26 protein-coding genes are annotated in these 26,378 nt (G+C 63.6%); 8 read left to right on the forward strand and 18 right to left on the reverse strand.

What is annotated here, in order from left to right:
- Positions 1-30: 30 nt before the first annotated feature.
- The 4 genes from C489_RS12110 to C489_RS12125 all read right to left on the reverse strand — a co-directional run bounded on the left by C489_RS12110 (position 31) and on the right by C489_RS12125 (position 2,713).
- Positions 31-531: a gamma carbonic anhydrase family protein gene (locus tag C489_RS12110; protein WP_006431566.1), complete on the reverse strand. Its 501-nt coding sequence runs from the start codon at positions 529-531 to the stop codon at positions 31-33.
- Positions 532-800: 269 nt separating this feature from the next.
- Positions 801-1,085, reverse strand: a complete 285-nt coding sequence (locus C489_RS12115) for a DUF3006 family protein (protein WP_006431567.1) — start codon at positions 1,083-1,085, stop codon at positions 801-803.
- 2 nt (positions 1,086-1,087) lie between these two features.
- Positions 1,088-2,155 (reverse strand): ComEC/Rec2 family competence protein, encoded by a 1,068-nt coding sequence (locus tag C489_RS12120; RefSeq protein WP_006431568.1) that lies wholly within the window; start codon positions 2,153-2,155, stop codon positions 1,088-1,090.
- A 162-nt stretch (positions 2,156-2,317) separates the two neighbouring features.
- Complete coding sequence (locus C489_RS12125; protein WP_006431569.1) at positions 2,318-2,713, reverse strand: OsmC family protein; 396 nt, start codon at positions 2,711-2,713, stop codon at positions 2,318-2,320.
- Positions 2,714-2,904: 191 nt separating this feature from the next.
- On the opposite strand from C489_RS12125, the gene C489_RS12130 reads away from it, so the two are divergent.
- Positions 2,905-3,099: a hypothetical protein gene (locus C489_RS12130; RefSeq protein WP_006431570.1), complete on the forward strand. Its 195-nt coding sequence runs from the start codon at positions 2,905-2,907 to the stop codon at positions 3,097-3,099.
- 11 nt (positions 3,100-3,110) lie between these two features.
- Positions 3,111-3,698, forward strand: coding sequence for a metal-dependent hydrolase (locus C489_RS12135; RefSeq protein WP_006431571.1), 588 nt, complete (start codon positions 3,111-3,113; stop codon positions 3,696-3,698).
- An 80-nt stretch (positions 3,699-3,778) separates the two neighbouring features.
- Here C489_RS12135 and C489_RS12140 read toward each other — a convergent pair whose 3' ends face one another.
- Positions 3,779-4,507, reverse strand: coding sequence for a metal-dependent hydrolase (locus C489_RS12140; protein ID WP_006431572.1), 729 nt, complete (start codon positions 4,505-4,507; stop codon positions 3,779-3,781).
- 380 nt (positions 4,508-4,887) lie between these two features.
- On the opposite strand from C489_RS12140, the gene C489_RS12145 reads away from it, so the two are divergent.
- The 3 genes from C489_RS12145 to C489_RS12155 all read left to right on the forward strand — a co-directional run bounded on the left by C489_RS12145 (position 4,888) and on the right by C489_RS12155 (position 8,078).
- Positions 4,888-5,151 carry a hypothetical protein gene (locus C489_RS12145; RefSeq protein ID WP_006431573.1) on the forward strand — a complete coding sequence of 88 codons (264 nt, stop codon included), beginning with the start codon at positions 4,888-4,890 and terminating at the stop codon, positions 5,149-5,151.
- Between the two features lie 90 nt (positions 5,152-5,241).
- Positions 5,242-7,452: a DHH family phosphoesterase gene (locus C489_RS12150; RefSeq protein ID WP_006431574.1), complete on the forward strand. Its 2,211-nt coding sequence runs from the start codon at positions 5,242-5,244 to the stop codon at positions 7,450-7,452.
- Positions 7,453-7,571: 119 nt separating this feature from the next.
- Entirely contained in the window at positions 7,572-8,078 is a 507-nt protein-coding gene (locus tag C489_RS12155; RefSeq protein WP_006431575.1) for an SHOCT domain-containing protein, read from the forward strand.
- Here C489_RS12155 and mnhG read toward each other — a convergent pair whose 3' ends face one another.
- Genes mnhG through mbhE form a run of 7 tightly spaced genes read right to left on the reverse strand, consistent with a single transcriptional unit; the run spans position 8,079 to position 14,328 of the window.
- Complete coding sequence (gene mnhG / locus C489_RS12160; RefSeq protein ID WP_006431576.1) at positions 8,079-8,453, reverse strand: monovalent cation/H(+) antiporter subunit G; 375 nt, start codon at positions 8,451-8,453, stop codon at positions 8,079-8,081.
- A complete protein-coding gene (locus C489_RS12165) occupies positions 8,450-8,740 on the reverse strand; it encodes a monovalent cation/H+ antiporter complex subunit F (protein ID WP_006431577.1) in 291 nt (96 codons plus the stop codon). The genes mnhG and C489_RS12165 overlap by 4 nt, the downstream gene beginning before the upstream one ends.
- Positions 8,733-9,338, reverse strand: coding sequence for a Na+/H+ antiporter subunit E (locus C489_RS12170; RefSeq protein WP_006431578.1), 606 nt, complete (start codon positions 9,336-9,338; stop codon positions 8,733-8,735). Before C489_RS12170 ends, C489_RS12165 begins: the two co-directional genes overlap by 8 nt.
- A complete protein-coding gene (locus tag C489_RS12175) occupies positions 9,338-10,987 on the reverse strand; it encodes a Na+/H+ antiporter subunit D (protein ID WP_006431579.1) in 1,650 nt (549 codons plus the stop codon). The genes C489_RS12170 and C489_RS12175 overlap by 1 nt, the downstream gene beginning before the upstream one ends.
- A 49-nt stretch (positions 10,988-11,036) precedes the next feature.
- Positions 11,037-11,393: a sodium:proton antiporter gene (locus C489_RS12180; protein ID WP_006431580.1), complete on the reverse strand. Its 357-nt coding sequence runs from the start codon at positions 11,391-11,393 to the stop codon at positions 11,037-11,039.
- Positions 11,390-11,854, reverse strand: a complete 465-nt coding sequence (locus tag C489_RS12185) for an MnhB domain-containing protein (RefSeq protein WP_006431581.1) — start codon at positions 11,852-11,854, stop codon at positions 11,390-11,392. The genes C489_RS12180 and C489_RS12185 overlap by 4 nt, the downstream gene beginning before the upstream one ends.
- Positions 11,851-14,328 carry a hydrogen gas-evolving membrane-bound hydrogenase subunit E gene (mbhE, locus tag C489_RS12190; RefSeq protein WP_006431582.1) on the reverse strand — a complete coding sequence of 826 codons (2,478 nt, stop codon included), beginning with the start codon at positions 14,326-14,328 and terminating at the stop codon, positions 11,851-11,853. Before mbhE ends, C489_RS12185 begins: the two co-directional genes overlap by 4 nt.
- Before the next feature lie 193 nt (positions 14,329-14,521).
- Between mbhE and C489_RS12195 the strand changes: the two genes are divergently transcribed.
- Complete coding sequence (locus C489_RS12195; RefSeq protein ID WP_006431583.1) at positions 14,522-16,183, forward strand: tRNA uridine(34) 5-carboxymethylaminomethyl modification radical SAM/GNAT enzyme Elp3; 1,662 nt, start codon at positions 14,522-14,524, stop codon at positions 16,181-16,183.
- A gap of 474 nt (positions 16,184-16,657) precedes the next feature.
- On the opposite strand, the gene C489_RS12200 is transcribed toward C489_RS12195, so the two are convergent.
- Together C489_RS12200 and C489_RS12205 are read right to left on the reverse strand one after the other, a co-directional pair.
- Positions 16,658-17,482 (reverse strand): ZIP family metal transporter, encoded by an 825-nt coding sequence (locus C489_RS12200; protein ID WP_049890823.1) that lies wholly within the window; start codon positions 17,480-17,482, stop codon positions 16,658-16,660.
- A 117-nt stretch (positions 17,483-17,599) separates the two neighbouring features.
- Positions 17,600-18,244 carry a hypothetical protein gene (locus tag C489_RS12205; RefSeq protein ID WP_006431585.1) on the reverse strand — a complete coding sequence of 215 codons (645 nt, stop codon included), beginning with the start codon at positions 18,242-18,244 and terminating at the stop codon, positions 17,600-17,602.
- Positions 18,245-18,609: 365 nt separating this feature from the next.
- Here C489_RS12205 and C489_RS12210 point away from each other — a divergent pair, with 365 nt between their 5' ends.
- Positions 18,610-22,845: an Eco57I restriction-modification methylase domain-containing protein gene (locus C489_RS12210; RefSeq protein WP_006431586.1), complete on the forward strand. Its 4,236-nt coding sequence runs from the start codon at positions 18,610-18,612 to the stop codon at positions 22,843-22,845.
- A 112-nt stretch (positions 22,846-22,957) separates the two neighbouring features.
- Here C489_RS12210 and C489_RS23225 read toward each other — a convergent pair whose 3' ends face one another.
- Complete coding sequence (locus tag C489_RS23225) at positions 22,958-23,137, reverse strand: DUF7511 domain-containing protein (RefSeq protein WP_449289383.1); 180 nt, start codon at positions 23,135-23,137, stop codon at positions 22,958-22,960.
- A 31-nt stretch (positions 23,138-23,168) separates the two neighbouring features.
- Complete coding sequence (locus C489_RS12215) at positions 23,169-23,420, reverse strand: UPF0058 family protein (RefSeq protein ID WP_006431587.1); 252 nt, start codon at positions 23,418-23,420, stop codon at positions 23,169-23,171.
- Between the two features lie 566 nt (positions 23,421-23,986).
- Between C489_RS12215 and C489_RS12220 the strand changes: the two genes are divergently transcribed.
- Positions 23,987-25,303: an RNA-guided endonuclease InsQ/TnpB family protein gene (locus C489_RS12220; protein WP_006431588.1), complete on the forward strand. Its 1,317-nt coding sequence runs from the start codon at positions 23,987-23,989 to the stop codon at positions 25,301-25,303.
- 341 nt (positions 25,304-25,644) lie between these two features.
- Here the strand turns inward: C489_RS12220 and C489_RS20845 are convergent, their stop codons facing one another.
- Positions 25,645-25,962 carry a hypothetical protein gene (locus C489_RS20845; protein WP_152423155.1) on the reverse strand — a complete coding sequence of 106 codons (318 nt, stop codon included), beginning with the start codon at positions 25,960-25,962 and terminating at the stop codon, positions 25,645-25,647.
- 71 nt (positions 25,963-26,033) lie between these two features.
- Complete coding sequence (locus tag C489_RS12225) at positions 26,034-26,375, reverse strand: HalOD1 output domain-containing protein (RefSeq protein WP_239642055.1); 342 nt, start codon at positions 26,373-26,375, stop codon at positions 26,034-26,036.
- Positions 26,376-26,378: the final 3 nt, after the last annotated feature.

Consider the following 26,378-nt stretch of genomic DNA (forward strand, 5'->3'; position numbering starts at 1 on the left):
GCCGGCAAAACGAGCGAACTGCAGGCCGCGTCAGTCGAGTCGCTCGGACGTTTCCGCGTGCTCTCTCGCGAGTTCGACGTACCGATCCGCCGTCGCCTCGAGCCCCGGATCGTCGATCTCCGTTTTCGGCTCGGCGGGCGCGCCGGCGACGAGCGTCGATTCGGGGACCTCGGTGCCTTCGGTGACGACGCTGCCGGCGGCGACGACCGCGCCTTCGCCGACATGAGCGGCGTCGAGGACGACCGCGTTCATCCCGACCAGCGCGCGCTCGGCGACGGTCGCGTCGTGGACGATGGCACTGTGGCCCACCGTCGAATAGGGCGCGAGTTCGGCGTCCTCGTGGAGGACGGCGTTGTCCTGGACGTTCGCTCCCTCGCCGACGACGATCGTGCCGTGATCGCCGCGCAGCGTGGTGTTGGGCCAGACGCTGGCCTCGTCTTCGATGACGACATCGCCGATGACGACCGCGGCGTCGTCGACGTACGCGGAGTCGGCGACTCGCGGTTCCGTCCCGTCGAACGATCGTAGCATAGCCGTTCCTGTCTCGAGAATCGCCTTGAAGGTGCCCATCGGGACCGGCGGCGGTCGCGGGATCGACTGCCATATCGGCGGTCTCTTGGCCTGGACGAAAGCGTACGAACCGGTCGTTTCCGAAACCAATACAGTTTGGCATCACGGCTAATGCGCGATCCGTACAAAACGAGACGTGGCGGCATGCTGCCGTCCAGACGGATAGCGCCTGCCGCCGTGTCATCCCCCCGAACCACCCACGGTTCGGACTCCCCTTTCGTTTCGCTGCCCTACTCGTCCCGATCGGCGTCGGACAACCGCTCCGAGAGCCGGTCGAACCGCTCCCGCGTCGACTCCCGACGCTCCCGTTCGGCGTCCGCGCGATACGATGCCTCGAGTACCGTCTCCTCGTCGACGGTCACCTCGAAGACGGCCCCCTCGTGTCGGCCGTCCGCCGGCAGCTGCTCGACATCGACGAGGCGCTCGTCGACCGCCTCGCCGTCGTCCTCGAGCAGGAGGACCGCCGTCTCCCCGTCGACGATCCGATCGAGGACTGCGGTGTAGCGCTCGCTCATGGTCAGTGCCCCGCGGTACGCGCGCCAGCGCCATCAATCGCCGGTCGATCCCCGCCGGTCACCGGGTGCACGCCGTTGCCCGCCGCTCGCGGTTCGATAGTCTGCGGTGGCTCGAGTGACGACTGCGCCTCCTGCTTTCGCTCGAGCAATGCTTCCGGATCGGTCGGCGCGTCGCGTTCCGTCTCGACCGACGCGTCGGTGCCGTCGCTCGTCAGGACGATATCGCCGTGGACGCCGGTCCAGTAGGTCTCGACTCCGCGGTCAGCGAAGGCCTGCAGGACCTCGTCGTGGGGGTGGCCGTATTGGGAGTCGAGCGCGCTCGAGATGATCGCCGTCTCCGGATCGACCGCCTTGAGGAACGGGTCGCTCGAGGAGGTCGACGAGCCGTGGTGGCCCGCCTGATAGGCGTCGGCGGCGAGGGACTCGCCGTGGTCCTCGACCAACCGGCGTTCGGTGCTCGCCTCGATATCGCCGGTCGTCAGGTACGAGAACTCGCCGAACGAAAGCGAGAGGACGACGCCATTGGCATCGACGCTGTCGCCTTCTCCGCCCTCGGGCGGGTTGAGGACGGTTGCCTCGAGGTCGTCGTCCTCGAGCGGGAGGTCGTCGCCCGCCGCGACCTCGAACAGTCGGACATCGTACTCCTCGATCGCGTCGAGGTAGTTGTCGTAGGTCGCGGTCGTGTGGGGCACGCCGGAGTCGTAGGCCGCGCCGACGCCGTCGCCTTCCTCCTCGAGATATTCGATGACCTCGGGGTGGCCGCCGATGTGATCGGCGTGGCCGTGGGTCGCGACCAGATGATCGATGCGGTCGATATCGCGGGCCTCGAGGGAGTCGATGATCTCCTGCCCGTCGTCGCGGTAATCGCCCGTATCGATCAGGATCGTCTCGCCGGCGGGAGTGACGACGAGCGTCGAATCGGCCTGCCCGGCGTCGATGTGGTGGATCTCGAGGTCGCCGCTGACATCGCTCGCCGGCCCGTCGCCGCCGCCGATACTGTCGAGTCCGCTGCTACAACCCGCGAGGACGAGCAGTCCCGCGACCGCCACGACCAGTACGCCCCGTCGCATTCGTGGTCCGATCGACGGGCGCAGCGGATATGTGCGTTCGGACCCGCCAACGGCCGTGACTGTTCGGACAGGACCCATCACGGCTCTCGAGATCGAGCGCGAGAACCGAAAAGAGAGACACAAATCGCGAATCGCGAACTGAATCGACGGTGGCGGCCCCTCTCAGAACGCGTCGCCCTCGAAGCTCGTCTCCGCGTGCAGGCTGTCTTTCAGCGCGTCGTGGACCTTGCAGAGTTCGAAGGCGCGCTCGGTGATCTCCTCGCCGGTGTCGTCGTCGACATCGGCTTCGACGCGGATATCGAACTGGATCGACTCGAGTTTGTCGTCGTCGTTGAGGTCGCCGTTCGCCTCGATCTCGATCCGGCCGAGGTCGTCGGCCCCGCGCTGCTGGCCGCCGACCCGCAGCGCCGGCACGTAACAGGAGCCGTAGGCCGCGAGCAGGGTCTCGAGCGTGTCGGGGCCGTCCTCGCCGTTGGCGTCGATCGTCGTCTCGAAGTCCCGGATCTCGTTCGTCGCGCTGTACCCCTCCTCGGAGACGGTGGTGACTGCTTTCGCCATGCGCTCGAGATGTCCACGGGCGGCGCTGTAAACGTTTGGTGCAGATCGCGACTCGCCATCAGCGGCTCAAGAAAACCTATCGAGGCCGTTTCCCGGCCGAATACGGCCTCCTACGTGCCGACTGCGTCGACACCCTGCGTCTGCAGCGTGGCCCGACTTGCCGGTCGCGACACAACGACTACGAACGGACGATGGCACCTCTCAACAGGAACTCGGCGAAGAAGCTCAGCATCGTATCGACGGTACTCGACGCCGCGATGGCGTTCCGGCGCGGGCAGCGAAAGAGCGGGCTCCTCCTCCTCGTCGCGGCCGCGCTTTCCTCTCGCGTCCCCGGCATCGGGACGGCCGTCTCGCTGTTCCTCAGAATCGTTCGACGGCTCCGATAACTCGAGCGACCATGGTCGACGTTACCGGGCATCTCGGAATGGCGCTGTTGTTCGCCGCGCCGGCGTGGGCGGTCTGGGGCCGACGCGGTTCGCTCGGGTTTACGGCCTTCGCGTTAGTGACGGCGATGCTCCCCGATACCGATCTGGCGCTTCGACACGCGCTCCCGATAACCCACCACGGGATCACCCACACTGTCCTCTTCGTCGTCCTGGCGAGCGTTCTCGCTGGAACCGTCGCGGCCCGGTATCTCACTGGCTGGTTCAACGCCAATCGCCGGATCCGAAGCACCGAAATCGCGAGCGAGACGGTGTTCGTCTTCGCGACGGGCGGACTACTCACCGGCGGGATCAGTCACCTGTTCGCGGACCTCCTCTCGGCACCGGACATCGCAGCGCCGCTCTCGCCGTTCTGGCCGGTCTATTCCGAACCGGTGATCATCGACGTCATCTACTACGATTCGCCGGTGTGGAACTTCGGCCTGTTCGCCGTCGCTATCGGTCTCCACTTGGTACTCGTCCGATACGACCGCTACCCGCTCGAGACCCGCTACCGGATCGGTGCCACCGAGGACTCGCAGCATCGCGCGAGCGACGACTAAAACCGAGCGCCCGACTCGTCCGCGACGGCGAGAAAATAGTGCCGGCGATCGATCGCTCCCGTTGTGCGACAACGATTCCTTCAGCCCTCGAGTTCGAACGGCTCGTCGGCCTCGAGGACGTGAACGTCGGCGTCATTACCCGTGCCGCGGACTTCGCTGGCGAAGTCCTCGGGGTCCTGCTCGATCGGCGGGAAAGTGTCGTAGTGCTGCGGGAACGCGTGGTCGACGTCAAGCCAGTCGACGGCGATGGCGGCCTGCTGGGGCCCCATCGTGAAGTGGTCGCCGATCGGGACGATCGCCGCGTCGGGCTCGAGGTAGGGACCGATCACGTCTTTCATCTCGCTCATCAGGCTGGTGTCGCCGGCGTTGTAGATCGTCGTCGACTCCTCGTCTACGATCTGGGTGGGCTTCGTGTCGGAGATGACGAACCCGGCCGGCATGCCGGCGCTTTTGTCGTTTTCCGTCATGATCCCGTTCGTGTGGTCCGCACGGGTCATGGTGACGTAGGCGTCGCCGCACTCGACGGTGCCGCCGAGGTTCATCCCCATCCCACCGACGGCGTCCTCGAAGCCGAACTCGTCCTCGCAATAGGAGACGAGTTCCGGCGTCGCGACCAGCGTCGCATCCGAGAACTCGCCCGCGTGTGCGATGTGGTCGGCATGGCCGTGTGTCAACAGGACGTAATCCGGCGTGTCGATGTCCGCCGGCTCGAGGTCGGTTTGCGGATTGTCGAAGAACGGGTCGATCAGCAGCTCGGTCTCCCCCACGGTGACGTGCCACGTCGAGTGGCCGTACCAAGTAAGTTCCATAGCACCTGCGTGGTTGGGGCGAATCCACCATAAAAGTGGGCGGGGCAACCGTCCGCTCGTCTGCTCGCCGACCGCGTTCGACCGTCCCCGCTGTCCGTAACGGCTGCTTGACGGCCCTCGTCGGACATGTACTATCACCAACGCTTATACGTCAGGTCCGGAAACGAGAAGATGCCGCAAGCGAACTGACACACCACGCATGCGGTCGGGAACCTCCCGTTTCGCCGCGATGAATCGCTGTCGGTACTGTGATCGTCTCCGGACCCCCGTGACCACCACTTGGCAATCCACCACTGCGGGAATCCACGGCGTTCCGCCGGCAGCCACCGTCCGTGACGGCGATGCCGTGCCGTTTTTTACCCGGGGCCCGTACGCCGACTATGCTCGCACTCACGCTCGAGGAGTTCATGGTAGAGCTAAACGACGGCGCGATCAAGAACGTCGGCCCGAACAACAAGGCGGCGACGGTCAAGCTGTTCGATGTCGACAGCGCCGAGGCGCGGGAGTTCGGTGATAAACGCGTCAAACTCGTCTTCGAAGACGAGGACGACAACGAAATCCAAGTTTCGCTGTTCCCGGAGGACGTCCGGTCGCTCGTCGACGATATCGAGTCGCTCGAGGAAGACTCGCCCGTTTTCGAGTGACGGCGGCGCGATATCGCCGTTCCGATCCCGATTCGTTTCGCGGACGCATTTCGACAACCGTTTTAGGGCGAAACCGCTTGGTCCGAGTAGATGGGTAACTGTATCATCTGCGGCACACCCGTTGACGGCGAGATCTGTCAGAGCCACGAGGAGGATGCCCTTTTCGAATTTCGCGGCACTGCCGCCTCACAGCTCACTCCCGGCCGCTACTACCGGGGGACCGTCGACGGTTACGCCGACTTCGGTGTCTTCGTCGACATCGGAGACCACGTCACCGGCCTGTTGCATCGAAGCGAACTCGACCAACGACTCGAAAGTCTCGACTGGGAGCCGGGCGACGACGTCTACGTCCAAGTGCTCGACGTTCGGGACAACGGCAACGTCGACCTCGGCTGGTCGATCCGCCAGCGCGAACGCGAGTTCCGCGGCAAACTGATCGAGACGGCAGACGACGAGTTCCGACCCGAGGAGTTCGGGGACGACGCCGACGAGCGCTCCGCCGAGACGTCCGAGTCCTCCGAGCCCTCCGAGGAGTCGACGACCGACTCGGAGACTGAGAGCGAGCAGGAACTCACCGACGACCGGGCCACGAAAGCCGGCGAGTTGCAGGCGGCCGCCGAGGAGACCGAGCCCGACTCGGAGACGGACACCGTCGACGAGCAGCCCGCGGCCGCGGAAACCGCTGGCACCGTCACGAGCAGCGGCTCCGTCGCGACCGAGTCCGCCGCCGCCTCGACGCCCGCGACCGACGACGCCGCCGACGCCGAGCCGGACGCCGAATCGGAGCCCGCGCTCAAACGAACGACCATCGAAGCCATCGAGAACCAGGTCGGCAGCGTCGTCCGCCTCGAGGGCGAGATCACCGGCGTCCGCCAGACCAGCGGCCCGACGGTCTTCGAACTGACCGACGAAACCGGCAGCGTCGAGTGTGCGGCCTTCGAGGAAGCCGGCGTTCGCGCCTACCCCGAAGTCGAGGTCGACGACGTTGTCGTCCTCGAGGGCGAGGTCGAACACCACCACGGCGACCTGCAGGTCGAGACCGAATCCCTCGAGATCCTCGAGGGTGAGGACCGTGAGACGGTCGTCGACCGCCTCGAAAGCGCGATCGAACGCGAGGCTCGACCGGCCGACGTCGCGCCGCTTGCCGACCACGAAGCGGTGGCAGCTGTCGAGGACAACATCGCCGACGCAGCGACCGCGATCCGCCGGGCCGTCATGGAAGCACGTCCTGTCGTCGTCCGCCACGGCGCGACCGCCGACGGCTACGTCGCCGGTGCGGCCATCGAGCGCGCCGTGCTCCCGCTGATCCGCGAGAAACACACCCGCGAGGACGCGGAGTACCACTACTTCGAGCGCCGCCCGCTCGACGGCCGCGTCTACGACATGGACGCCGCCACCAGCGACGTCACCTCGATGCTCGAGGCCCGCGACCGACACGGCGAGCAACTGCCGCTCGTCGTCCTCGTCGACGCCGGCTCGACCGTCGAGTCCACCGACGGCTACGAGCTGCTCTCGCTGTACGACGCCGACGCGGTCGTCATCGACGACAGCCGAGCGGACGACGAGATCGCCGACGCGGTCGACGTCGCCGTCGCCCCGTCGCTCGCCGGTGCCGACGTCGCAGACATCACCTCGACCGCGCTGGCGACCAACGTCGCCGCCCACGTCAACGACGACGTCCGCGACGACTTAGAGCACCTCCCCGCGGTCAGCTACTGGGAGAACACGCCCGCGGACTACCTCGAGCTCGCCACCGAGGCCGGCTACGACGAAACCGGCGTCTCCGAACGGCGCGAAGCCGTCGCGCTCGAGGCCTACTACCAGTCATACAAGGACAAACGCGAACTCATCATCGACCTGCTGTTCGACGACAACGGCGATCTGGCCGCTCACGTCTCCGAACAGTTCCGCGACAAACTCGAGACCGAACTCGAGACAGCGCGGGAGAACCTCTCCGTCCGCGGCGTCGACGGCGTCACCGTCTCCGTGCTCGACACGGACGCCTTCACGCACCGGTACAACTTCCCGACGACGATCCTGCTGCTGGACGCGCTCCACCGGAGCGAGCGCGACCGAGCGGACCCGCCGTTCGTCACGCTCGGCGTCGGCGACGACGAACTCCACGTCCGCGCGACCGACCCCGTCAACGTCCGCGATCTCGGCGACGCGATCGCCGAAGCGGTTCCGAACGGCGGCGTCAGCGTCGTCGGCGGCCGCGACGGTCACGTCGAGTTCCTGCCCGGCGAACGCGACGCAGTTCGTGAAGCCGCACTCGAGGCGCTCGGCGAGACGCTCGCGTAAGACTCGCTCTTCCTCCGTCGTCCGTAGACTGCGTAGCGGCAGCGCCGTCACGTCTGCCCCGGTTGCTCGGGGTCCTCGACCGATAAGGTATATCTGATATCCGATCGACAGTTCCGACTATGGATACGACCGGGGAGGACGACCGTCACCGTGATGACGGCCCGTGGACTCGGCTTCGCGAGAACGCGACCGGGATCGCGTCACTGCTCGTGACCGGGCTTTGGCTCGGCGGTTTGCTCGCCGATCAATCGTGGTGGCTCCCGGTGTTGGTCGTCGGGTACGCCGCTGTCCTACCGCTGGTCGCGATCCTCTTCGGCGACGAGGACGATCGCCGGCAGTGGGCCGGCGACGCCGCGGATACCGACGAGTCGGCGACAAAGTCGGACGCCGAGACCGCCGCCGAACCCGCTTCCGACACACGCGACGCACTCGAGACCCTTCGCGAACGCTACGCCGCCGGCGAGTTGACCGACGAGCAGTTCGAGCGCAAACTCGAGCGACTGCTGGACACGGAGACGCTCGAGGACGCCGAAGAGTGGACTCGAGCGCGAAAGGGGGATCGCGAATGGGATCGGGGCCGAGACCGCGACCGAGACGGGACTCGAGAGCCGGAGTTCGAACGCTGATCAGTCGTCGGTCGGCTCGGCCTCGTCCGATCGCTCGGCGCGGTCGGGGCGCTCGACTGCCGACGGGTCGGGCCACGTGACGCTCCCGAGGAAGGGAATCCCGATCCGCTCGGCGGCGCGGGCGATCATGTGTGCGCCGGTCGGGACCGTCAGGAAGAGGAAGACGATCCCGATGAGCGCGGTCAGGCCCTCGGAACCGGGGCCGAACTCGACGAAGCCGGCGAGGAAGATCGCGGCGGTGCCGAGCGTCGTCGGCTTGCTCGTGGCGTGCATCCGGTTGTAGACGTTCGGCAGCCGCAACAGGCCGACCGTGCCGACGGTCAGGAAGAAGACGCCGACGACGATCAGCGCGATGATGACGACGGTCTGGATCATTCGATCACCTCGCCGTCGGTGACGAACTTGGCGACGGCGACGGTGGCGATAAAGCCGATGATCGCGAGCACGAGGCTCACGGTGATAAAGAGGCCGCGATCGGTCAGAAGCGCGAACAGGACCGCGATCGCGACGACGTTCGTGGCGATGGCGTCCAGCGCGACCACGCGGTCGGGGTTCGTCGGCCCGCGGATCACGCGGTAGCCACAGAGGACACAGAGGCCGCTGACGAGAACCAACGCGGCCCGGATCGCCGTCTCGAGGACGGCGGGATCGCTCTCAGTCATCGTCGTTACCTCCGCGTTGGCCGCCCGTGGTACTGTCTCTTTCCCCGCCGGAGACGACGATTTCCGGCGGCGGGTCCGCGGGCGAGGCGTCCTCGTTGAACAGCTCGAGGGCGTAATCTTCCCACGTGCGGATCGGTTCGGCGATCGCCTCGGGGTCGCGGCCGTTGACGCCGTGGACGTACAGCGCGTTCGTCTCGTCGTCGTAGTCGAGCGTCACCGTCCCGGGCGTGATCGTGATGCTATTGGCGATGACGGTGATCGCGATATCGGATTCGACCCGGAGCGGGACCAGAATCACTTCGGGTTCGATCGGCATCCCCGGCGAGAGCACGCGGTAGGCGACATCGAGGTTGGCCCGCAGGAGTTCCCAGATGAACGCGCCGAGGTAGAGCCCGGCGTAGGGAAGCGCCCGAACCCCGCGCCCGATGTCGACGTACTTGCCGTACAGCCGCCGGAAGACGAACGCGACCGGCAGGCCGACGAGCAGCCCCGCGAGCAGGCCCCGGACGAGCGAGATCGGCGTCAGCGGCATGCCGCGGACGAACACCCATAGAACCGCGAAGATGACGCCGACGACCGGCCACGTGCGCACCCGCATCAGTGCTCACCCCCGCTCGAGCCGAGCAGATCGTCGGCGGCCTGCGGATCGACGGCGTCGACGTAGCCCTCAGAGTCGAGCGCCGCCTCCGCAGCGGTTTGCGCGAACTCGTAGACGGGCTCGAAGCCGACGCCGACGCCGACGATCGCCGTCGCGAGGACGACGAGGACGGCCACCTGTACGGGATCGACCGTCGCCGCCTCCACGGCGGGGGTCCGGGCACCCCAGAAGCTCCGATTCCACAGGCGGGTCGCGTAGGCGATGGTCAACAGCGACCCGGCGAGCAGGAGGACGATCGCGGGGCCGTTCCCCGCTCGAGCGGCGGCGTCGAAGACGAGGAACTTGCCGAAAAAGCCCGAGAGCGGCGGGATACCGACGAGCGCGAGCGAGGCGATGAAGACCGCGATCGCCAGCGGTGGCGACCGGCTCGCGAGCCCGCCGAGGTCGTTGAGGCGGCTCGTCCCTGTCGCGGCCCTGACCGTCCCGACCGCGAGGAAGAGCAGCCCCTTCGCCAGCGTGTGGTTGAGCGCGAACACCAACGCGGCGATGATGGCGAACCGGCGCAGCTCCGGGCTGGCCGTCGTCGCCGCGATCGCGACCGGGATCGCGATGAACCCGACCTGCCCGATGCTCGAGTAGGCGAAGACGCCCTCCATGGAGTCGCGGCCGACGGCCCCGATGCCGCCGAGGAGGATGCTGGCGGTGCCCATGACGAACAGCGCCGCGCCGACGAACGGCAGCGGCGAGTCGCCCGCGATCGCGGCGTCGATGACCGGCAGCGGGAGGTCGACGGCGACCTCCGCGCCGGCGAAGACGGTAAAGGAGAGTCGGATGATGGCGTAGATCCCGACCTTTTTCGTCGCGCCGGCCAGCAGGGCGGTGATCTGGGGCGGCGCGGCCCGGTAGGCGGTCGGGATCCAGAACTGGAAGGGGACCAGCCCGGCCTTGATCGCGAACACCGACAGGAGCAGGCCGAGCAGGCCGACGACGGGCACGGGCTCGAGGCCGTAGGCAGCCGGGTCGGCGAGGCGCTGGGCCAGATCGGCCATGTTGAGCGTGCCGGTCGTCGCGTAGATGCCGCCGACGCCCAGCAGGAAGACGGCGCTGGCGAGCAGGTTGAGCGCCACGTACCAGAACGCCGCGCGGGTGTGCTGGGGGCCGCCGCTGTAGGCGACGAAGACGTAACTTGCCATCAACATTACTTCGAACCAGACGAAGAGGTTGAAGAGGTCGCCGGTGAGGAACGCGCCGGTGACCCCCAGCGCGAGGAAGTGAAAGAGCGGGAAGTAGTAGCTGCGCCCCTCGCCGCCGGGGAGGTGTCTGGTCGAGAAGACCAGCGAGCAGACGCCGAGGATCGCGACCATGGTCAGCATGAACGCCGACAGCCCGTCGGCCACGAGCGTGATGCCGAAGGGGGCCGCCCAGTCGCCGACCTGATAGGTCGCGATTCCCGGCGCGTCCGGCGCGAGGACGACGTACCAGTCGATGGCGGCCACTGCCACCGCGTAGGCCGCGCCGCCGGCGAGACTCACCGCCGCTCGAGCCCGGGGTCGATGGCCGAGCAGGAGCGAGCCGACGGCCGCGATCAGCACGACCAGCATCGGCGCGATCACGAGCTGTGATTCCGTGCCGACGGGTGGTGCGGTCATCGTCGATCACCCGATGCTACTCTCGTCGTCGCCGTCATTGGCTGCGAGTTCATCGTTCGCGATCACCGAGTTCCGAAACGTCGAGCGTGCCGTGTTCCTCATAGACCCGATACGACAGGACGAGCGCGAACGCGGTCATCCCGAAGCCGATGACGATGGCGGTCAACACGAGCGCCTGTACCAGCGGATCGGCGGTCGTCGGCACGTGATCGCCGTGGCCCGCCAGAACCGGCACCGAGTCGGCGGTCGCCGGCGCGATGCCGCCCATCGCCAGCAGGTAGACGTTCGCGGCCTGACTGATGATCGCCAGCCCCCAGACGACCCGGACCAGATCCCGCCGCAGGAGCAGGAAGGTGCCGAGGGCGAAGAGCGCGCCGACCGCGGCCGCGAGGACGACCGCGGTCATTCGGCTCCCACCACCGAGAGGATCGTGAGCAGGCCACCGACGACCACGCAGTAGACGCCGAAGTCAAAGGCCAGCGCGCTCGCGACCTCGAGGTGGTCGTAGATCGGTACCCCCTCGAGCATGACGAACGACTGCGCGAGGAACGGTTCGCCGAACAGGAGCGGTCCGAGCCCGCTGGCGACCGCGATCGCGAAGCCGTAGGCGAACAGCCGGCGGTAGGCCACGACGACGCGGTCCCGCGAGTGCTCCTTGCCGGGGTCGACGTCGCGCCCGAGGACCCCCCGCTCGAGGAAGTCCAGCCCGAAGGCCATGTAGATGATCGCGAAGGCCGTCACCGTGAGGACTCCGCCGATGAACCCGCCGCCGGGGAGGTTGTGCCCTTCGAAGAACAGCGAGATCGCGACGACGAGGATGATCGGAACGACCGCTCGAGCGGTCGTGCGCATGATGACGGTCGTCATTCGTCTTCACCTCCGGCGGCTTGGCTATCGCGCTGTGTGTCGGTCGGTTCGTCGCTCCTCGAGTCGTCCGTAGGGGGCTCCTCGCCGGGGCTGCCGTCGTTGCCTCGAGCGGCGGGATAGCCGTCATCGCCGCGGCCGCGCATGACGATCAGCGTGAGGATCGAAATCGACGCGAGCGCGACCACGGCGAGTTCGCCGAGCGTGTCGAAGCCGCGGAAGTCGACGAGGGTCACGTTGACGATATTCGTTCCGCCGCCCTCCGGAACCGCTTGCTCGGCGTAGTAGCGGGCGATATCGGTCGGGCCGTCGGGGCGCGCGCTCGTCGTGACAAGTACCGTGACGAACGCGGTCGCGCCGACGCCGACGGAGAGGACGGCGTCGCGGACGCTCCGACCGACCTCGATCTCGTCAGATTCGGGAATCTCCTCGATCACGAGCAGGAAGATCACGAGCACGAGCGTTTCGACGACCAGTTGGGTCAACGCGAGGTCGGGCGCGCTCGCGAGGATGTAGAAGATGGCGACCATGAAGCCCAGAATCGAGAGGGTGAGGACGCCCGCGATGTGGGAGTCGGACGTGACGACGGCCAGGCCGCCGATCACCGCGACGAGCAACACGAGTCCGATCGCGAGCGTGACCTCGAGGCCGAACTCGGTCGGCGCGATGGCACCCGCCGCGACGAACCCGGTGAGTGCGAGCGTACAGGTCGCCGCGAGCGTCCACGTCGCGTAGGTCCGCAGGAGGCCGTTGTGAACGTACTCGGCGAACTCCCGCCCCTCGTCGCTGAGGCCGTCAACGATCGTATCGTACCACCAGTTCGCGCCGATCGGCGGCACCGTCCGCGGGATTGCGCGGATGCCGTCGTGAAGCCGGCCGTAGGCCGGGAACGCGAGGAGGCCGACGCCGATCGTGACCGCGCTCATCCCCACCGCGGGCGAGAACGACGTCGGGATACCGACGTGCATCTCGTGGGGGTCGACCGCCGTCGCCTCGAGGCCGGACTGGACGATGACCTCGACGGCGAGTTCGGGGTCGACGCTGACGACGGCGGCCAGCAGCGCCAGCACGGCCGGCGGGATGAGCAGGGTGACGGGCGGCCGATGGACGTGCCCGAGGTCGGCAGGTCGCTCGCCGAAGAACAGCGAGAGGAACTTCAGCGAGTAGAGGACGGTGAAGATGCTGCCGAAGACGGCGACGGCGGGGTAGAGCCAGCCCAACAGCCCGATATCGTGATGGTGGCTCGCCTCGACGGCGGCCTCGAAGAGCAGTTCCTTGGAGTAGAAGCCGTTGAAGGGCGGAATGCCGGCCATGCTGAGCGCGACGACGGCGGTGATCGCCGCCGTCACCGGCAGGTCGTGCCGAAGTCCGCCGAGCTCGTCGATCTCTCGGGTCCCGGCCTCGTGGGCGACGATGCCGGCGACGAGGAACAGCGCGGCCTTGAACAGCGCGTGATTGAGAAGGTGGAAGACACCGGTTTCCGCGCCGTAGACGGAAGTAAATCCGAAGCCGGCGACCATCAGGCCGAGGTGGCTCGCCGTCGAGTAGGCGAGCAGTTCCTTGATGTCCGTCGCTGCGACGGCCATGATCGCACAGACGGTCATCGTCGTCAGGCCGAGCGTCGCGAAGAGGAACAGCCACTCGGGGCCGACGAGCATCGGACGGACGCGGCCGATGAAGTAGACGCCGACTTTGACCATCGTGGCCGAGTGGAGAAACGCCGAGACCGGCGTCGGGGCCGCCATCGCGTTCGGCAGCCAGAAGTGCAGCGGGACCTGTGCGGACTTCGTCCCCGCGCCGATCGCGAGCAGCCCCAAGACGGGGAGGAACAGGCCCCGATCCCGAAGGGCCGCCGCCATCGCGTCGGGCTGTTCCAGCATCGCGGCCAGATCGAACGCCGAGGCGGGGCCGACCACGTCGCCGGCGACGATCGACAGCAAGAGGAGGCCGACGAGCAGGAAGAGCCCGCCGCCGACGGTGATGAGCATGGCCATGCGGGCGGCGTACTGCGAGGAGTCGTCGGCGGTGTAGTGGCCGATCAGGACGAACGAGCAGAGGCTCGTGAGCTCCCAGAAGAGGAAAATCGCGATCAGATCGGCGGCGAGTGCGACGCCGACGATCGAGCCCATGAACGCGAGCAGGGCGGCGTAGAACCTGACCAGCCCCGATTCGCCGTGCATGTACGCGGGCGAGTAGGTGAAGATGAGCGTACCGATACCACACGCCAGCAACGCGAACAACAGCGCCCAGCCGTCCACGTGAAATCGGAGCGCGATATCCAGCGAGGGGATCCACTCGAGCGCGACGGTCCCCTCGTCGCCGTACTGGCTGGCGAGAAGCCCGAACGACGACAGTGCGACGAGGCTCCCCGCGAATCCCGTTCCCTCTCCGAGGACGCGAAAGAACAGCGGCGTCAGTGCTGCGGCGATAAACGGCAGCGCGACCGCGGCGACGACGATCGCCAGGTCGGGAGACATTCAGTACGCCGAGAGTAGGGCGAGACCGCCCTTAAACGATCACCTTTCGGACGGTGCTGCCGTGTACGGAATCGAGGCCAGCGACCGCTCGTCGGCGGACGTTGTCGGCCCGCTGCCGGCCTCGGATCGATCGTGGCCAGTCGAATTGGCGAGTCCGACACGCTTATTCACGAACGGCCACGAATCACGTGTAGTGAGTACCGAGACGCCAGAACCGACCGAAACCGAAGCGTTCGAGCGGGTCTGTGAGACGCTCGTCGAACGGATTCTCGCCGGCGAGGTCGAGCGCGACGAGGTCGAAAAAGCCAAGCTCGAGGCCTGTTCGGAACACTCGGCACCCAAGGTGCCCAAAAACTCCGAACTGCTGGACTACGCGCCCGAGGAGCACCGCGAGGACTTAGAGACCGTGCTCCAGCGCAAACCGGTCCGGACGGCCTCCGGCGTCTCGCCGGTCGCGATCATGACCTCGCCCGAGCGGTGTCCCCACGGCAAGTGTCTCTACTGTCCCGGCGGCCCTGACTCCGAGTTCTCGTCCTCCCAGAGCTACACGGGCGAGGAGCCCGCCGCGGCCCGCGGGGTTCAAAACGACTACGACCCCTACGGGCAGGTGACGCTGCGACTCGAGCAACTGCGCCAGATCGGCCACCCCGTCGACAAGGTCGAACTGATCCTGATGGGCGGGACGATGACCGCTCGCAGCCACGACTATCAGGAGTGGTTCGTCAAGCGCGCCCTCGAGGCGATGAACGACTACGATGTCGACAAGGAACCCGAACCGGCACAGGGAGTCAGCTTCGCCGAGGACCCCGAGGAGTACGAGTTCAAATATCTCGAGGACGTCATCGCGGAAAACGAGACGGCGGACATCCGCAACATCGGGACGACCTTCGAGACGAAGCCCGACTGGTGTGACCCCGAGCAGATCGACCGGATGCTCGACCTCGGCGGGACGAAAGTCGAGGTCGGCGTCCAGACCACCTACGAGCGGGTCAACCGCGACATGCACCGCGGCCACGGTGCTCAGGCGTCGATCGAGGCCAACCAGCGACTTCGGGACTCGGCCTTTAAGGTCGGCTTCCACATGATGCCCGGCCAGCCTGGCATGTCGAAGGAGATGTGTCTCGAGGACTTCCGCCGGCTCTTCGAGCAGGAGCAGTGGAAGCCCGATTACCTGAAGATATATCCCACGCTCGTGGTGCGGGGGACCGCGACCTACGACTGGTGGCACAAAGACGAGTACGAACCGCTATCGAACGACGAGGCCGCCGAGCTGGTCGCGGAGATCAAGGACATGATCCCCCGGTACACCCGACTCCAGCGCGTCCAGCGAGACATCCCGGCGGACTTCATCGACGCCGGCGTCTGGAAGTCGAATCTGCGACAGCTCGCCCGCAAGCGCATGGACGAACACGGCTGGACGTGTGACTGCATCCGCTGTCGCGAGGCCGGGATGCACGACGAGGAACCCGACGAGATCGAACTCGACGTGATGACCTACGAGGCCTGTGGCGGCACCGAGCACTTCATTTCCTTCGAGGACTTCGAGAAGGACCTGCTGGTCGGCTTCTGCCGGCTCCGGTTCCCGAACGATCCCGTCCGCCCGGAACTCGAAAACACGGCCCTGATCCGGGAACTGCACGTCTACGGATCGGAGGTCACGATGGGTGACGAAGGCGAAACGGACCAGCACCAACATCAGGGCTACGGCCGCCGGCTGATGGAACAGGCCGAGGCCCTCGCCGCCGACGCCGGCTACGACAAGGTAAGCGTCATCTCCGGCATCGGCGCTCGAGAGTACTACCGAAACAAGCTCGGTTACCATCAGGACGGCCCGTACGTCAGCAAGCGCTTGTAGCGAGCCAAACTCGCGGTGCGGACACCGGTCGACGAGCCGTCCCGCTCAATCGCCGCCATCGTTCTCTTCGATTCCTCTCTCGAGACGACGGAGTATCTCGACCGCCGACACACCGAAAATTCATATAGATAGAAACGGCAATTTCCGATGCCGACATCCGTCGGCACCGTTGTCGACAATCCCTCACTCCGACAGCGGCACACCGATTGCCTCTCGTCAGAGCGCGCCGACACCACCTATCGCTTGCTCCCCCGACGCGACACCCTCGGCGCACTCGACACCCGAACCCTTGTGCCGGCTCTCAACCGCGTCGAAGCGGTTGCTCCGTCGCCCGTGACCGACTGTTCTGTCACCTCGAGTCGGTCGTGTCGCCCGAATGGCTCGATGATTCCCTCTAGCGCTGGGAGAGAGCACAGCAAGAACGGGTAGTGCCGACTTCGGCCGCGGAGCGAGTTCGGACCCGACGGTTCACGTTCAGACTGCGAGGACAGTGTCGACGAGCAGCATGATCGCGAATCCGAGCACGAACGTCGCCGTCGCGGTGTCGGCGTAGCCGTGGCCGTGACTCGAGGGGATGAGTTCGCGGAAGACGACGGCGATCATCGCGCCGGCGGCGAAGCCGGCGGCGACGGGGAACAGTCCGGAGACGAACGCGACCAGCGAGAAACCGATGGCCGCGGCGATCGGTTCCGGAACGCCGCCCGAGAGGGTGGTGTAGAGGAGCGTCTTGGGGCCGGACACGCCGGCCCGAACCGCGGGGACTGCCATCGCGAACCCGTCGGGGACGTTCTGGACGGCGATCGCCGTCGCGATGGCGACTCCCAGCGCCGTCTCGCCGCTGGCGAACGCGATGCCGACCGCCAGCCCTTCGGGGACGTTGTGGATGGTGACGGCCCCGCCGACCAGCGCGGCTCGGCGCAAATCGTCGTCGACAGGGTCGATATCGGAGTTCGCTTCGGCCGACGGCAGGTCGCCGGCGGGATCGGGTCCCGACCTCGGGCCTTCGGCGCGCTCTTCGCTGAACAGGAGATGCAGATGCGGAAAGGCGGCGTTGGCCGCGAGCAGGAATCCGCCGCCGGTGAGGATTCCGATGACGACCTCGAGCGGCGAGCCGAGCTCGAGGCCGGGGAGGACGAGTGCGAAGACGGCAGCGCCGACCATGATGCCTGCGGCGAGGCCGAGCGAGCCGTCGTAGACGCGGTGGCTCACCCGGTCGGAAAACAGGAGCGGCAGCGCGCCGATCCCGGTCGTACAGCCCGCGATCGTGGCGACGACGACGACTTCACCGAAGGGCGACATATCGGTTCGGTTCGCCGCCGTCTCGAAAACGTTTGCGATCGGGAGACACACCGCCGGCCGCAGCGACCTCCACGTGCGTCGCTTCGAGTACGCTCGTCAGTTCGGGTCCGCGGCCGGTCAGTCGATCGTGACCTCGAGTTCGAGCAGGCCGAGGTGGGGCGGTGCGCCGCCGCCGTTCGTGCGGAAGTCCTCGGGCGTCGAGTTGACGACATTGTAGAAGTCGTTTTCGCTGGTCGGCACCAAGGTGCTGCCGTCGTCGCGCTGGAGGAACGCCGGCGTGTCGGTCCCCTCGATGAGGTCGCGTTGCTCCTGCCAGTCCTCGCCGGCGTAGATGAAGGTGCCAAAGGAGAACCGCCCCGCGGCGAGCGCGTCGTGTTTCGACATGAACATGCCGGCCTCTTCGGCGTTGTACTCCTCATCGCTCACCCACGCGATCGCCGCGACGCCCTCGGACTCGAGGAGGTAGAAGTCCCACGAGAGCGTCGCGTCGAACACCGCCCAGACGCTGCGCGGGCCGACAGTGTGGAGTTCGACGCTGAACGCGGGCCGCAGCCGCGACCCCTCCTGTTCCGGGACGAAGGTGGCGTCGTAGCCCGGCGACCGGATCCCGCGGTCGTGGTAGACGACGCCGTCCATATCGACGTCGGCCTCGATTCGATCGATGATCCCGCTGACGGTGGCTCCGCCCTGATTCTCGAGGTGCTCGAGGAAGTCGGGGAACTGGGAGACGTTCGCCCACGGTTGGTCGTCGCCCGCGCTCATAGGGCTCGCCCTCCGCGGGGCTCGGCTGCTCGGTCTCGATGCCCGCGACGCGGAGCCGTCCCAACTGGATCGTACGTGGTGTCGCCGACAGCGTCGTCCATATCCGATACTGGGGGACGGCGGGGATTAGGCTTTCCGACCTCCGACGGTGGCCGCTTCCCGAGCCAGCGCTGATCGCGTCGATCGATCCCGTTTGCCGATCCGCTTCGGACGACTATCGCGGTGAGTTTCAGAGGCTACGATACTAGCCAGCGGGTCGCGCTGAACACGGGACGTCTCTGCAAGCCGCTCTAGGTTCGATACCCGAATCGCCCGACCCAGGAGCGTACTCTTATGAGCGTTCGGCAGACAGAGAGCAGTAATTGATGAGCAGTCAGACGACGCTGGATTCGACGCCGTTCGATAACTCCGGTCTCTTCTCGGATCACTATCTGAAGAACACGGTTTCCGAAACGGAGCAGTGGGACTGTGATGCGGAGGCGGAAGCGGCGTTCGACGCCCTGACGGAACTCTGGGAGGCGGAACGGGACGTCGTCGATTCGTATCTCGAGTCCGAGTTGCAGGATGTGTGGATTGACGAGGTCGTCTCGCTTCTCGGATACGACGCCGTCACTGAGACCCCGATTCCGAGCGATCGAGGGCACGTCGACTACGTCTTGTTTAGTTCGTCGAGCGTCCGGCGACGCGCCCGAAGTCTCGACGACTTGAACGAGACGTACGCGAAGTCGACCGGCATACTCGAGGCCAAACAGTGGGACGCCGATTTCGAGAGCGAATACGTCGATCGGCCGTATCGAAACGCCTCGTCGCAGATTCGCCACTATCTCGATCGAACGCCGGAACCCATCCGGTGGGGGTTCCTCACAAACGGTCGCAAATGGCGGATCTACAGCAATCGCGTCTATGAGACGCAAATCTATTACGAGGTCGACCTCGTGGACCTCATCGAGAACGGGAGACTCTCCGATTTCAAGTACTTCTATGCGTTCTTCCACCGGGACGCGCTGACGGGCGCGATCGGCGAATCGTTCTTGGATACGGTCTACCGCGAGAGCGAGATCTACGCGGAGCAACTCGGTGAGGACTTGCAGGACAACGTCTTCACGGCGCTTCGCGTCCTCGGTGAGGGGTTCGTCGACTGCAACGACCTCGACGTAACGGCTGAGGGCGAGGCCGCCCGTCGAGAGCTCAAAGAGCAATCCCTCGTCTATCTGTACCGATTGATGTTCGTCCTGTACGCCGAGGGCAAGGGGCTAATCCATCCTGAATCCGAGCGGGCAAAGCGGGATTACGAGAGCGAATTCTCGCTGGAACGCATCCGCGAGGATATCGTCGAAGAAGCCGGCAGCGGCGAATATTTCGACGATTTCAGCGCTCACTCGCGGAGTTACTGGGACCGTCTCGACCGGCTCTTCGAACTGATCGATACCGGCAACGACGATCTCGGAATCCCGGCGTACAACGGCGGTTTGTTCGCCGCCGAAGAGCATCAGTTCCTCGAGGAGAACTACGTTTCGAACGACTATCTCGCGCGGGCCATCTACTATCTGAGTACGACGACGAGCGATGACGGCGACCTGATCTATGCGAATTACGGCGATCTCGACACCCGACACCTCGGGTCGGTCTATGAGGGCCTTCTCGAACACCGATTCGAGATCGCCGAGGAACAGTTGTGGGCAGTCGCTGCCGACGACGGGCAGGTTTGGGTTACTGAAGAAGCGTTCGCCGAATACGATGACTACATCGACACCGTCGAAGAAGGGGGTCTCTACGTTGTCAACGACGAGGGGGAACGACGGTCCACGGGGTCGTACTATACTCCGGATTACATCGTCCAGTATATCGTTTCGCAGACGCTCGACCCCCTCATCGAAGACATCAGGGAATCGCTGGAAACAGACGGGTACGAGCCGGGAACCCACGAGTATGCCGGTGAATTCTACGCGCGGGTTCTCGAGCTCAATATCCTCGATCCGGCGATGGGAAGCGGTCACTTCCTGACCGCGGTAACGAGTTACCTCGCGGATCAGGTCCAGGCGGTAACGCTCGAGGCGGATATTTCCGGCGTGATGAACGAAGAGGAGATCCGCCGCGCCATCGCCAAGGAGTGTATTTTCGGCGTCGACCTGAACGAGATGGCGGTTGAGCTGGCGAAGCTCTCGATGTGGCTGGAGACGCTCGCGAGCAACAAGCCGCTCACGTTCCTCGACCATCACTTCAAGCAAGGGAACTCGCTACTCGGGGCCGACCTGGACGACATCGACGACCTCCCCGGTTCGGACACTCGAGCGGATGTCGCGGACGGGCAAGCGACGCTCGATCCGTTCCTGAACACTGTCCAAGACACGATCGATAGTTACCTCCGAGAATACGCCGCGTTCGCTCGGATGGACGACGACACGGTCGAACAGATCGGCAAGAAGAAAGCGAAGTACGAGGAGGAAGTCGAGGGAGAGGAAAAGCGCGAGCGGTTGGACCAACTCGCGAACGTCTATCTGGCGACCCACTTCGGCGTCGCCGTTCCCGACGATGCCTACGAGAACCTGAAGCAGGCCCTTCGCGGCGACCACGAAACCCCGTGGGAGGCGTTCGAGGAGAAGCCGTGGTTCCAACGGGCACAGGACGCGGCCGACGAGCACGACTTCTTCCACTGGAAACTCGAGTTCGTCGAGGCCTTCTACACCGACGGGCAGACGAAATCCGAACGCGGGTTCGATGCGGTCGTCGGTAATCCGCCGTACTTCAACCTCGAAACCGTGGCCGACGAGGCGTTCACCGACTGCCTCGAGCGACGGTATCCGGACGTTTACGCCGGGAAGGCGGACATCCACTACTTCTTTTGTGGCCTCGGATTCGAACTTCTCAGAGACGGGGGACAGCTCGGGTACATCGTCTCTCGATACTTCACTGAAGCACACTATGCACGAGGGCTTCGTGAATCGCTCAGCAGCAGCGCGGACATCCACGAAATCGTCGATCTCGGGAATAACCAGGTCTTCCCCGGTGTCGATACCTTGACCGTTATTATGCGCCTCGCAAAGGGGCGACCGGTCGACGAGACGACGATTACGTATCTCCGCGACGAACTGGAGTCCGATCCACGGAAGATTCAGCAAACGATCGAGAAGATCGTCTCGGCGGAGGAAACCGACCTCGGCGGACAGTACTCGATGGCCGAGTCCTCGTTCGGAGCGGATCGGTGGGGGATTTTGCCGAAATCCATCCTCGACATCAAAGAGACGATCCGGGACGCGGGGACGCCCCTCGGGGAGAATTACAGAACCGGTCAGGGACTGATGACTGGCCTGAACGAGGCGTTTACGGTCTCGCCGGAAGAGATCGACGAGTGGGGAATCGAGGACGACGTGGTGAAACCCCTCGTCAAAAACGGCGATCTCAGGAAGTACGAGTACAACCCGCGAGGGCTGGACGTGCTCTACTTCGAGGGGAAGCATATCGAGGACTACCCGAACGCGATGGACTACCTCTCCCAGTACCGGGAGCAACTGGACGATCGCGCCAAGGATTCCGTCGAATGGTACGAATACCTGAACCCGATCAACAAGGAGATCTTCGAAGACGAGACGAGAGAGAAGATCATCTGTCCGTTTACGGCGACCGAGAACCGCTTCTATCTCGACCAGACCGGGCTGTACAACGATGGCGGCGACATCGAGGTGATCGTTCCCGAGGCCGACGGCGTGCCGGAAAACGAGTACGTGGCCTGTTTACTCAACTCCACGCTGTTGGAGTTCTTCCACCTCAACCACGCGAAACTGAAACGAGACGGCTACTACGAGTACTTCGGCAACTCGCTTCAGGCAATTCCGCTTATCATGTCGCCGGCAGCGACCGATGCCGATACAGCGTCCATACCGGCGGACGCGTTCGATGCTGGCGTCCCGGCTGACATCGAAGCAGCGCTCGTCGATGTCTATCACGAACTGGTCGAACTGCTCGAGGAGCGACGCGCTCTACGCGATGCACTCGACCCGTTCAAGTATATCTCTCGTGACGCGCCGACTGAGGACTTCGAGGCCGTCCTCGCCGAGGAACTGAAATACGCGACTCGAGTCGACGATATCGCGTTCGAGTCGCGGCACGATATCGACCGGCTCACGCTCGCGAACTCAGAAGAGTCCGATGAGTGGCTCCTCCGCGCCCGGCTGAAACTCCGCGAGGCGACGGACGACGGGGACTACGACTGGAAACGTAACGAGGAGGGCAACGGGATCGTGCGCCGGTGGGTCGATCTCTACGAGTTCCCCGCTGATCTCGTCGATGAAACGCGACTCGAGACGTATGTAGTCGTGTTGGATCACTACGACGAGTTCGCGAACAAGAGTCCGAAGAGCGGGTACCCCGGCGGGAAAACACGAACGGTACAGGCGAAACTGGAACGGGCGGATCTCCCGGTCGTCGACAACGCCGATCTCACGCCACACTTCGAGTTACGGGACGAGATCGCGGCTCGAGAGGCCGAGATTCGGGAACTCTATCGTGCCGTCGACGATATCGTCTACGATATGTACGACCTGAGCGACGAGGAAATCGAGACCGTTGAATCGGAAATCGGCGTCGGGTTAACGTTGGAATAGCAGTAGGCAGGAGCGCGGCTTCTTTATTCAGAATTCTGCCTGAAACTGAGTCGGACGATTCGGTAACTACAGATGCGAACTGAACGAAATCTTCTTCCCTCTCTGCTGATTCTCATCGACTATCCTTCAGTGGGGTATAATCACCCTCCTTGGCGAGAATCCACATCGTCTCGAGTTCTTTCTCAGTCGCGACCGATGGGTAAAGAATGCATTCATCGACGGAACTTGGATTATCTATTACAACAGCGTTCAATTCACCACGGCCAGATGCCCCTTCAACAGTAGGTGTCATGTTATAGTAGTATGGTATATTCAGAGGGGTGTTACGTGGCCGGTGGAGGGTGCGTCTGAAGGGATTGGTCGAACCCGTCCAATAGTAGGTAAATTGCGTTCATGTGGGCGTCTTTCTGGCGATGGATATGGAACGGTCGAGTTGATTGCGCATCGTAGGAATCAAATGCACCGTATGGCACGTTGCCCTCTCGTTCAAGGTACTCACGTGTTTCGAGGAGCAACGAATGAAGGTGGATGAGTTCTTGGGTTTTCACGCTATAATGCACTGCTCCGGTATCCATAAGCTATTTCACAATATATCGTTGGTGTAATAATATTGGTGACACACCTAATCAGGCAGCAGACTTTGCGACTGGACTACTAATATTGATTCTTTCTTCGCTACCTGCTTGGCCTATAGTGCCCGGTTGTCACCATTTCGCGGCGGGTTCAAGAGTGGGATGTAGTTGGTAGAGAAACCGGAATGATGCGACCGGCAACCCGGTACATATATTGCATTAAATATGGATAACAGCAGTCAGGACATCAAGGTGTACGATACTCGCCGATCAGGTACAAAGTACCAGATTGAACTAATTGACAGAGCCCTTGATCCACTTCTCAATCGATATTAGCGATGAACTCATCTAGTGTGTCGGTGAGTTCATCGATTGATTCGCCGTCCTGCTTAGCCGAGTAGCGTATGATTATGGGATGACCAGGCGCAAAACCCCGCCTTCAGGGCGGGGATACGCGCCGTCACTGGATGACGCCCACCACCGATGACTGCACGGATGGATATTCCACAGTCGCAATCCAAATTTTCATAATACAGGACAACATAACCTATTATGGAGACGTTTCACGAATGCACGTCCATCGCACGTACCGGGCGAAAATCCGTAACCACTCACAGGTGGAGCAGATGCTCGACCTGCACGGGTGGAGTGCATCCAAACTGTGGAACGTTGCAAACTATCATTCCCGCCAAGTATGGGAGGAAACGGGCGAGATTCCCGACGACTCGGACTTGAAGCGCGAGTTGAAAGGTCACGACAACTATAAAGGACTCCATTCTCAGTCCAGTCAGCGCGTTCTAGAGGAACTCGCTGAAGCCTTCAACTCGTGGTACGGCAAACGCAAGAACGACTCTCGTGCGAATCCACCCGGCTACCGCAAGAAAAACTACTACGACGACAACGGCAATCGTGTCCACGAAGAACACCCCCGTTCGACGGTGACGTGGAAACAGAAAGGTATCCGTCACGACCCAAAACACAACCGCGTTCGATTGTCGAAAGGTGCAAACCACAAAGAACACCCAAGAGACTGGGACTATATCCTCGTCGAATACGAAACCCGGCCCGATGTCACCGTAGAAAACATCCAACAAGTCCGCGCCGTCTACGATACGGCGAAGGGCCGATGGGAACTCCACCTCGTCTGCAAACACGAAGTTGAAACACCTGACGCGCCCGGCACCGAAACGGCGGGCATCGACCTCGGTATCTGTAACTTCGCCGCCGTCGCGTACAGCACCGAAGAAGCCGACCTCTACCCCGGCAACCGTTTGAAACAGGACGGCTATTACTTCCCGAAGGAAATCGCCAAGTGCGACGACTCGGGCGGTAAAGAAGCTACTCGTCTGCACGCGAAGTGGTCGGAGCGCCGCACCCACTTCTTCCACAGTCTCGCCAAACACATCGTGGAACGGTGTGTCGAACGAGGGGTGGGGCGCATCAATATCGGGAAGCTCAACGGCGTGCGTGAAGACGAGAACCGTGAGTCGAAGAACTGGGGTCGGCGCGGCAACCTTGACCTGCATGGGTGGGCGTTCGACCGATTCACGAAGATACTCACCTACAAAGCAAAAGTCGAGGGAATCGAGGTTATAGAAGTTTCAGAACGTGACACGAGCAAGACGTGTTGCGCCTGCGGTAGAGAAGACGACAGTCAGCGTGTTGAACGTGGCCTATACGTCTGCGAGGAATGTGACGCGGCGTTCAACGCTGATGTGAACGGGGCGGAGAATATCCGCCTCGACATCAATCAACGTAACTCCGAGTCTGCCGGGCAGTTGTCCGGGGATAGGAGTACCGGCTGGTTGGCACAGCCGGGAGTCTACCTTCACGACTTGTCCCACGGATTCTCACCGAGGGAACAAGTGGTAGACTGCAAACCGTAATATCCCAACGCTGAGCGAACCGGCGGTTCGCAACGTACGCGAATCTTCGATTCGCTTGACTCGGGAATCCTCGCCCTTCAGGGCGGGGAGGATGTCAACACGTCCTTTTGATCTGTATTCCGGGCAGTGTCAACCTGTTTGATACCCCTCCAGATACCTGTGACCTCAACGATTCCGTGTTCGTCGTGATCGTATGTTTTCTCCCGTTCAACGATGCGATCCGACTCGGGGCCGGGGCGGTCAACTGAGTCATCCATGTGAGTTCGTCATTCTATGAAACCGACAGGTGCGTTTGGCTGCGATACTCCTTGCTGGAATACGTATTGGCAAAGTTGTTATACTTATTCGAGTGACAGAGCATCGTATCGTTTTCCTCGTGTTATCTCGTCCTGATGACGGTCAAACTGGATGATACCATCAGCTTCTAACTCGGGTAGTTCGACGTGATGTAGTTCGTAGAGGAGGGTGACGTAATCCTCAGTACAAAGGGATTCATCGCCCCGAAGAATTGGGGTTGTATCTATCGTTTTCTCCTCTACGAGTGCCAAAACCACCCGTCCCTTTTGCTTTCGAAGAGTTGTTACCAACTGCTCGCTATGCTCAGATGACTGTTCACTTACTGTCATTCTCCTTTCCTCTACCGAAGTTCGTTCTGACATTTTCGAGGCTCCTCTCTCGGACGATGTGACATCGAAATTGTCTGGACGTGTTCGGACTAAAGGGGTGCAGACTACGCGTTCCCCTCAGGGCTGATCTCGACTGTTCCTTCACCGAATACGGTCACTTCAAACCCTTCATAGGAGAATGAGAGACAGCCGTTTCTCTGCCGTACGTTGCCTGTCGGGGAGAATAGGTCATTGAGCGCGCTTGTATTGATCGCCGAATGGAGAGGTGTCAGTTCCTCCGGTTCTGTATTGCTGACCCCAGCTACCGCAGCAACTACTGCTAGACTCGGCTGATCACGACTGCTATCGTACTCCCCTCGAAAGGTGTCCTCGTCCACGTCAAGCTCGACGTTATCCATTGAGGAAACGATCTCGACGGCTTCGATTGCATTTTGGGAGGATTGCATCAC

This window comes from Natrinema versiforme JCM 10478, assembly GCF_000337195.1.
Taxonomy (GTDB): Archaea; Halobacteriota; Halobacteria; order Halobacteriales; family Natrialbaceae; genus Natrinema; species Natrinema versiforme.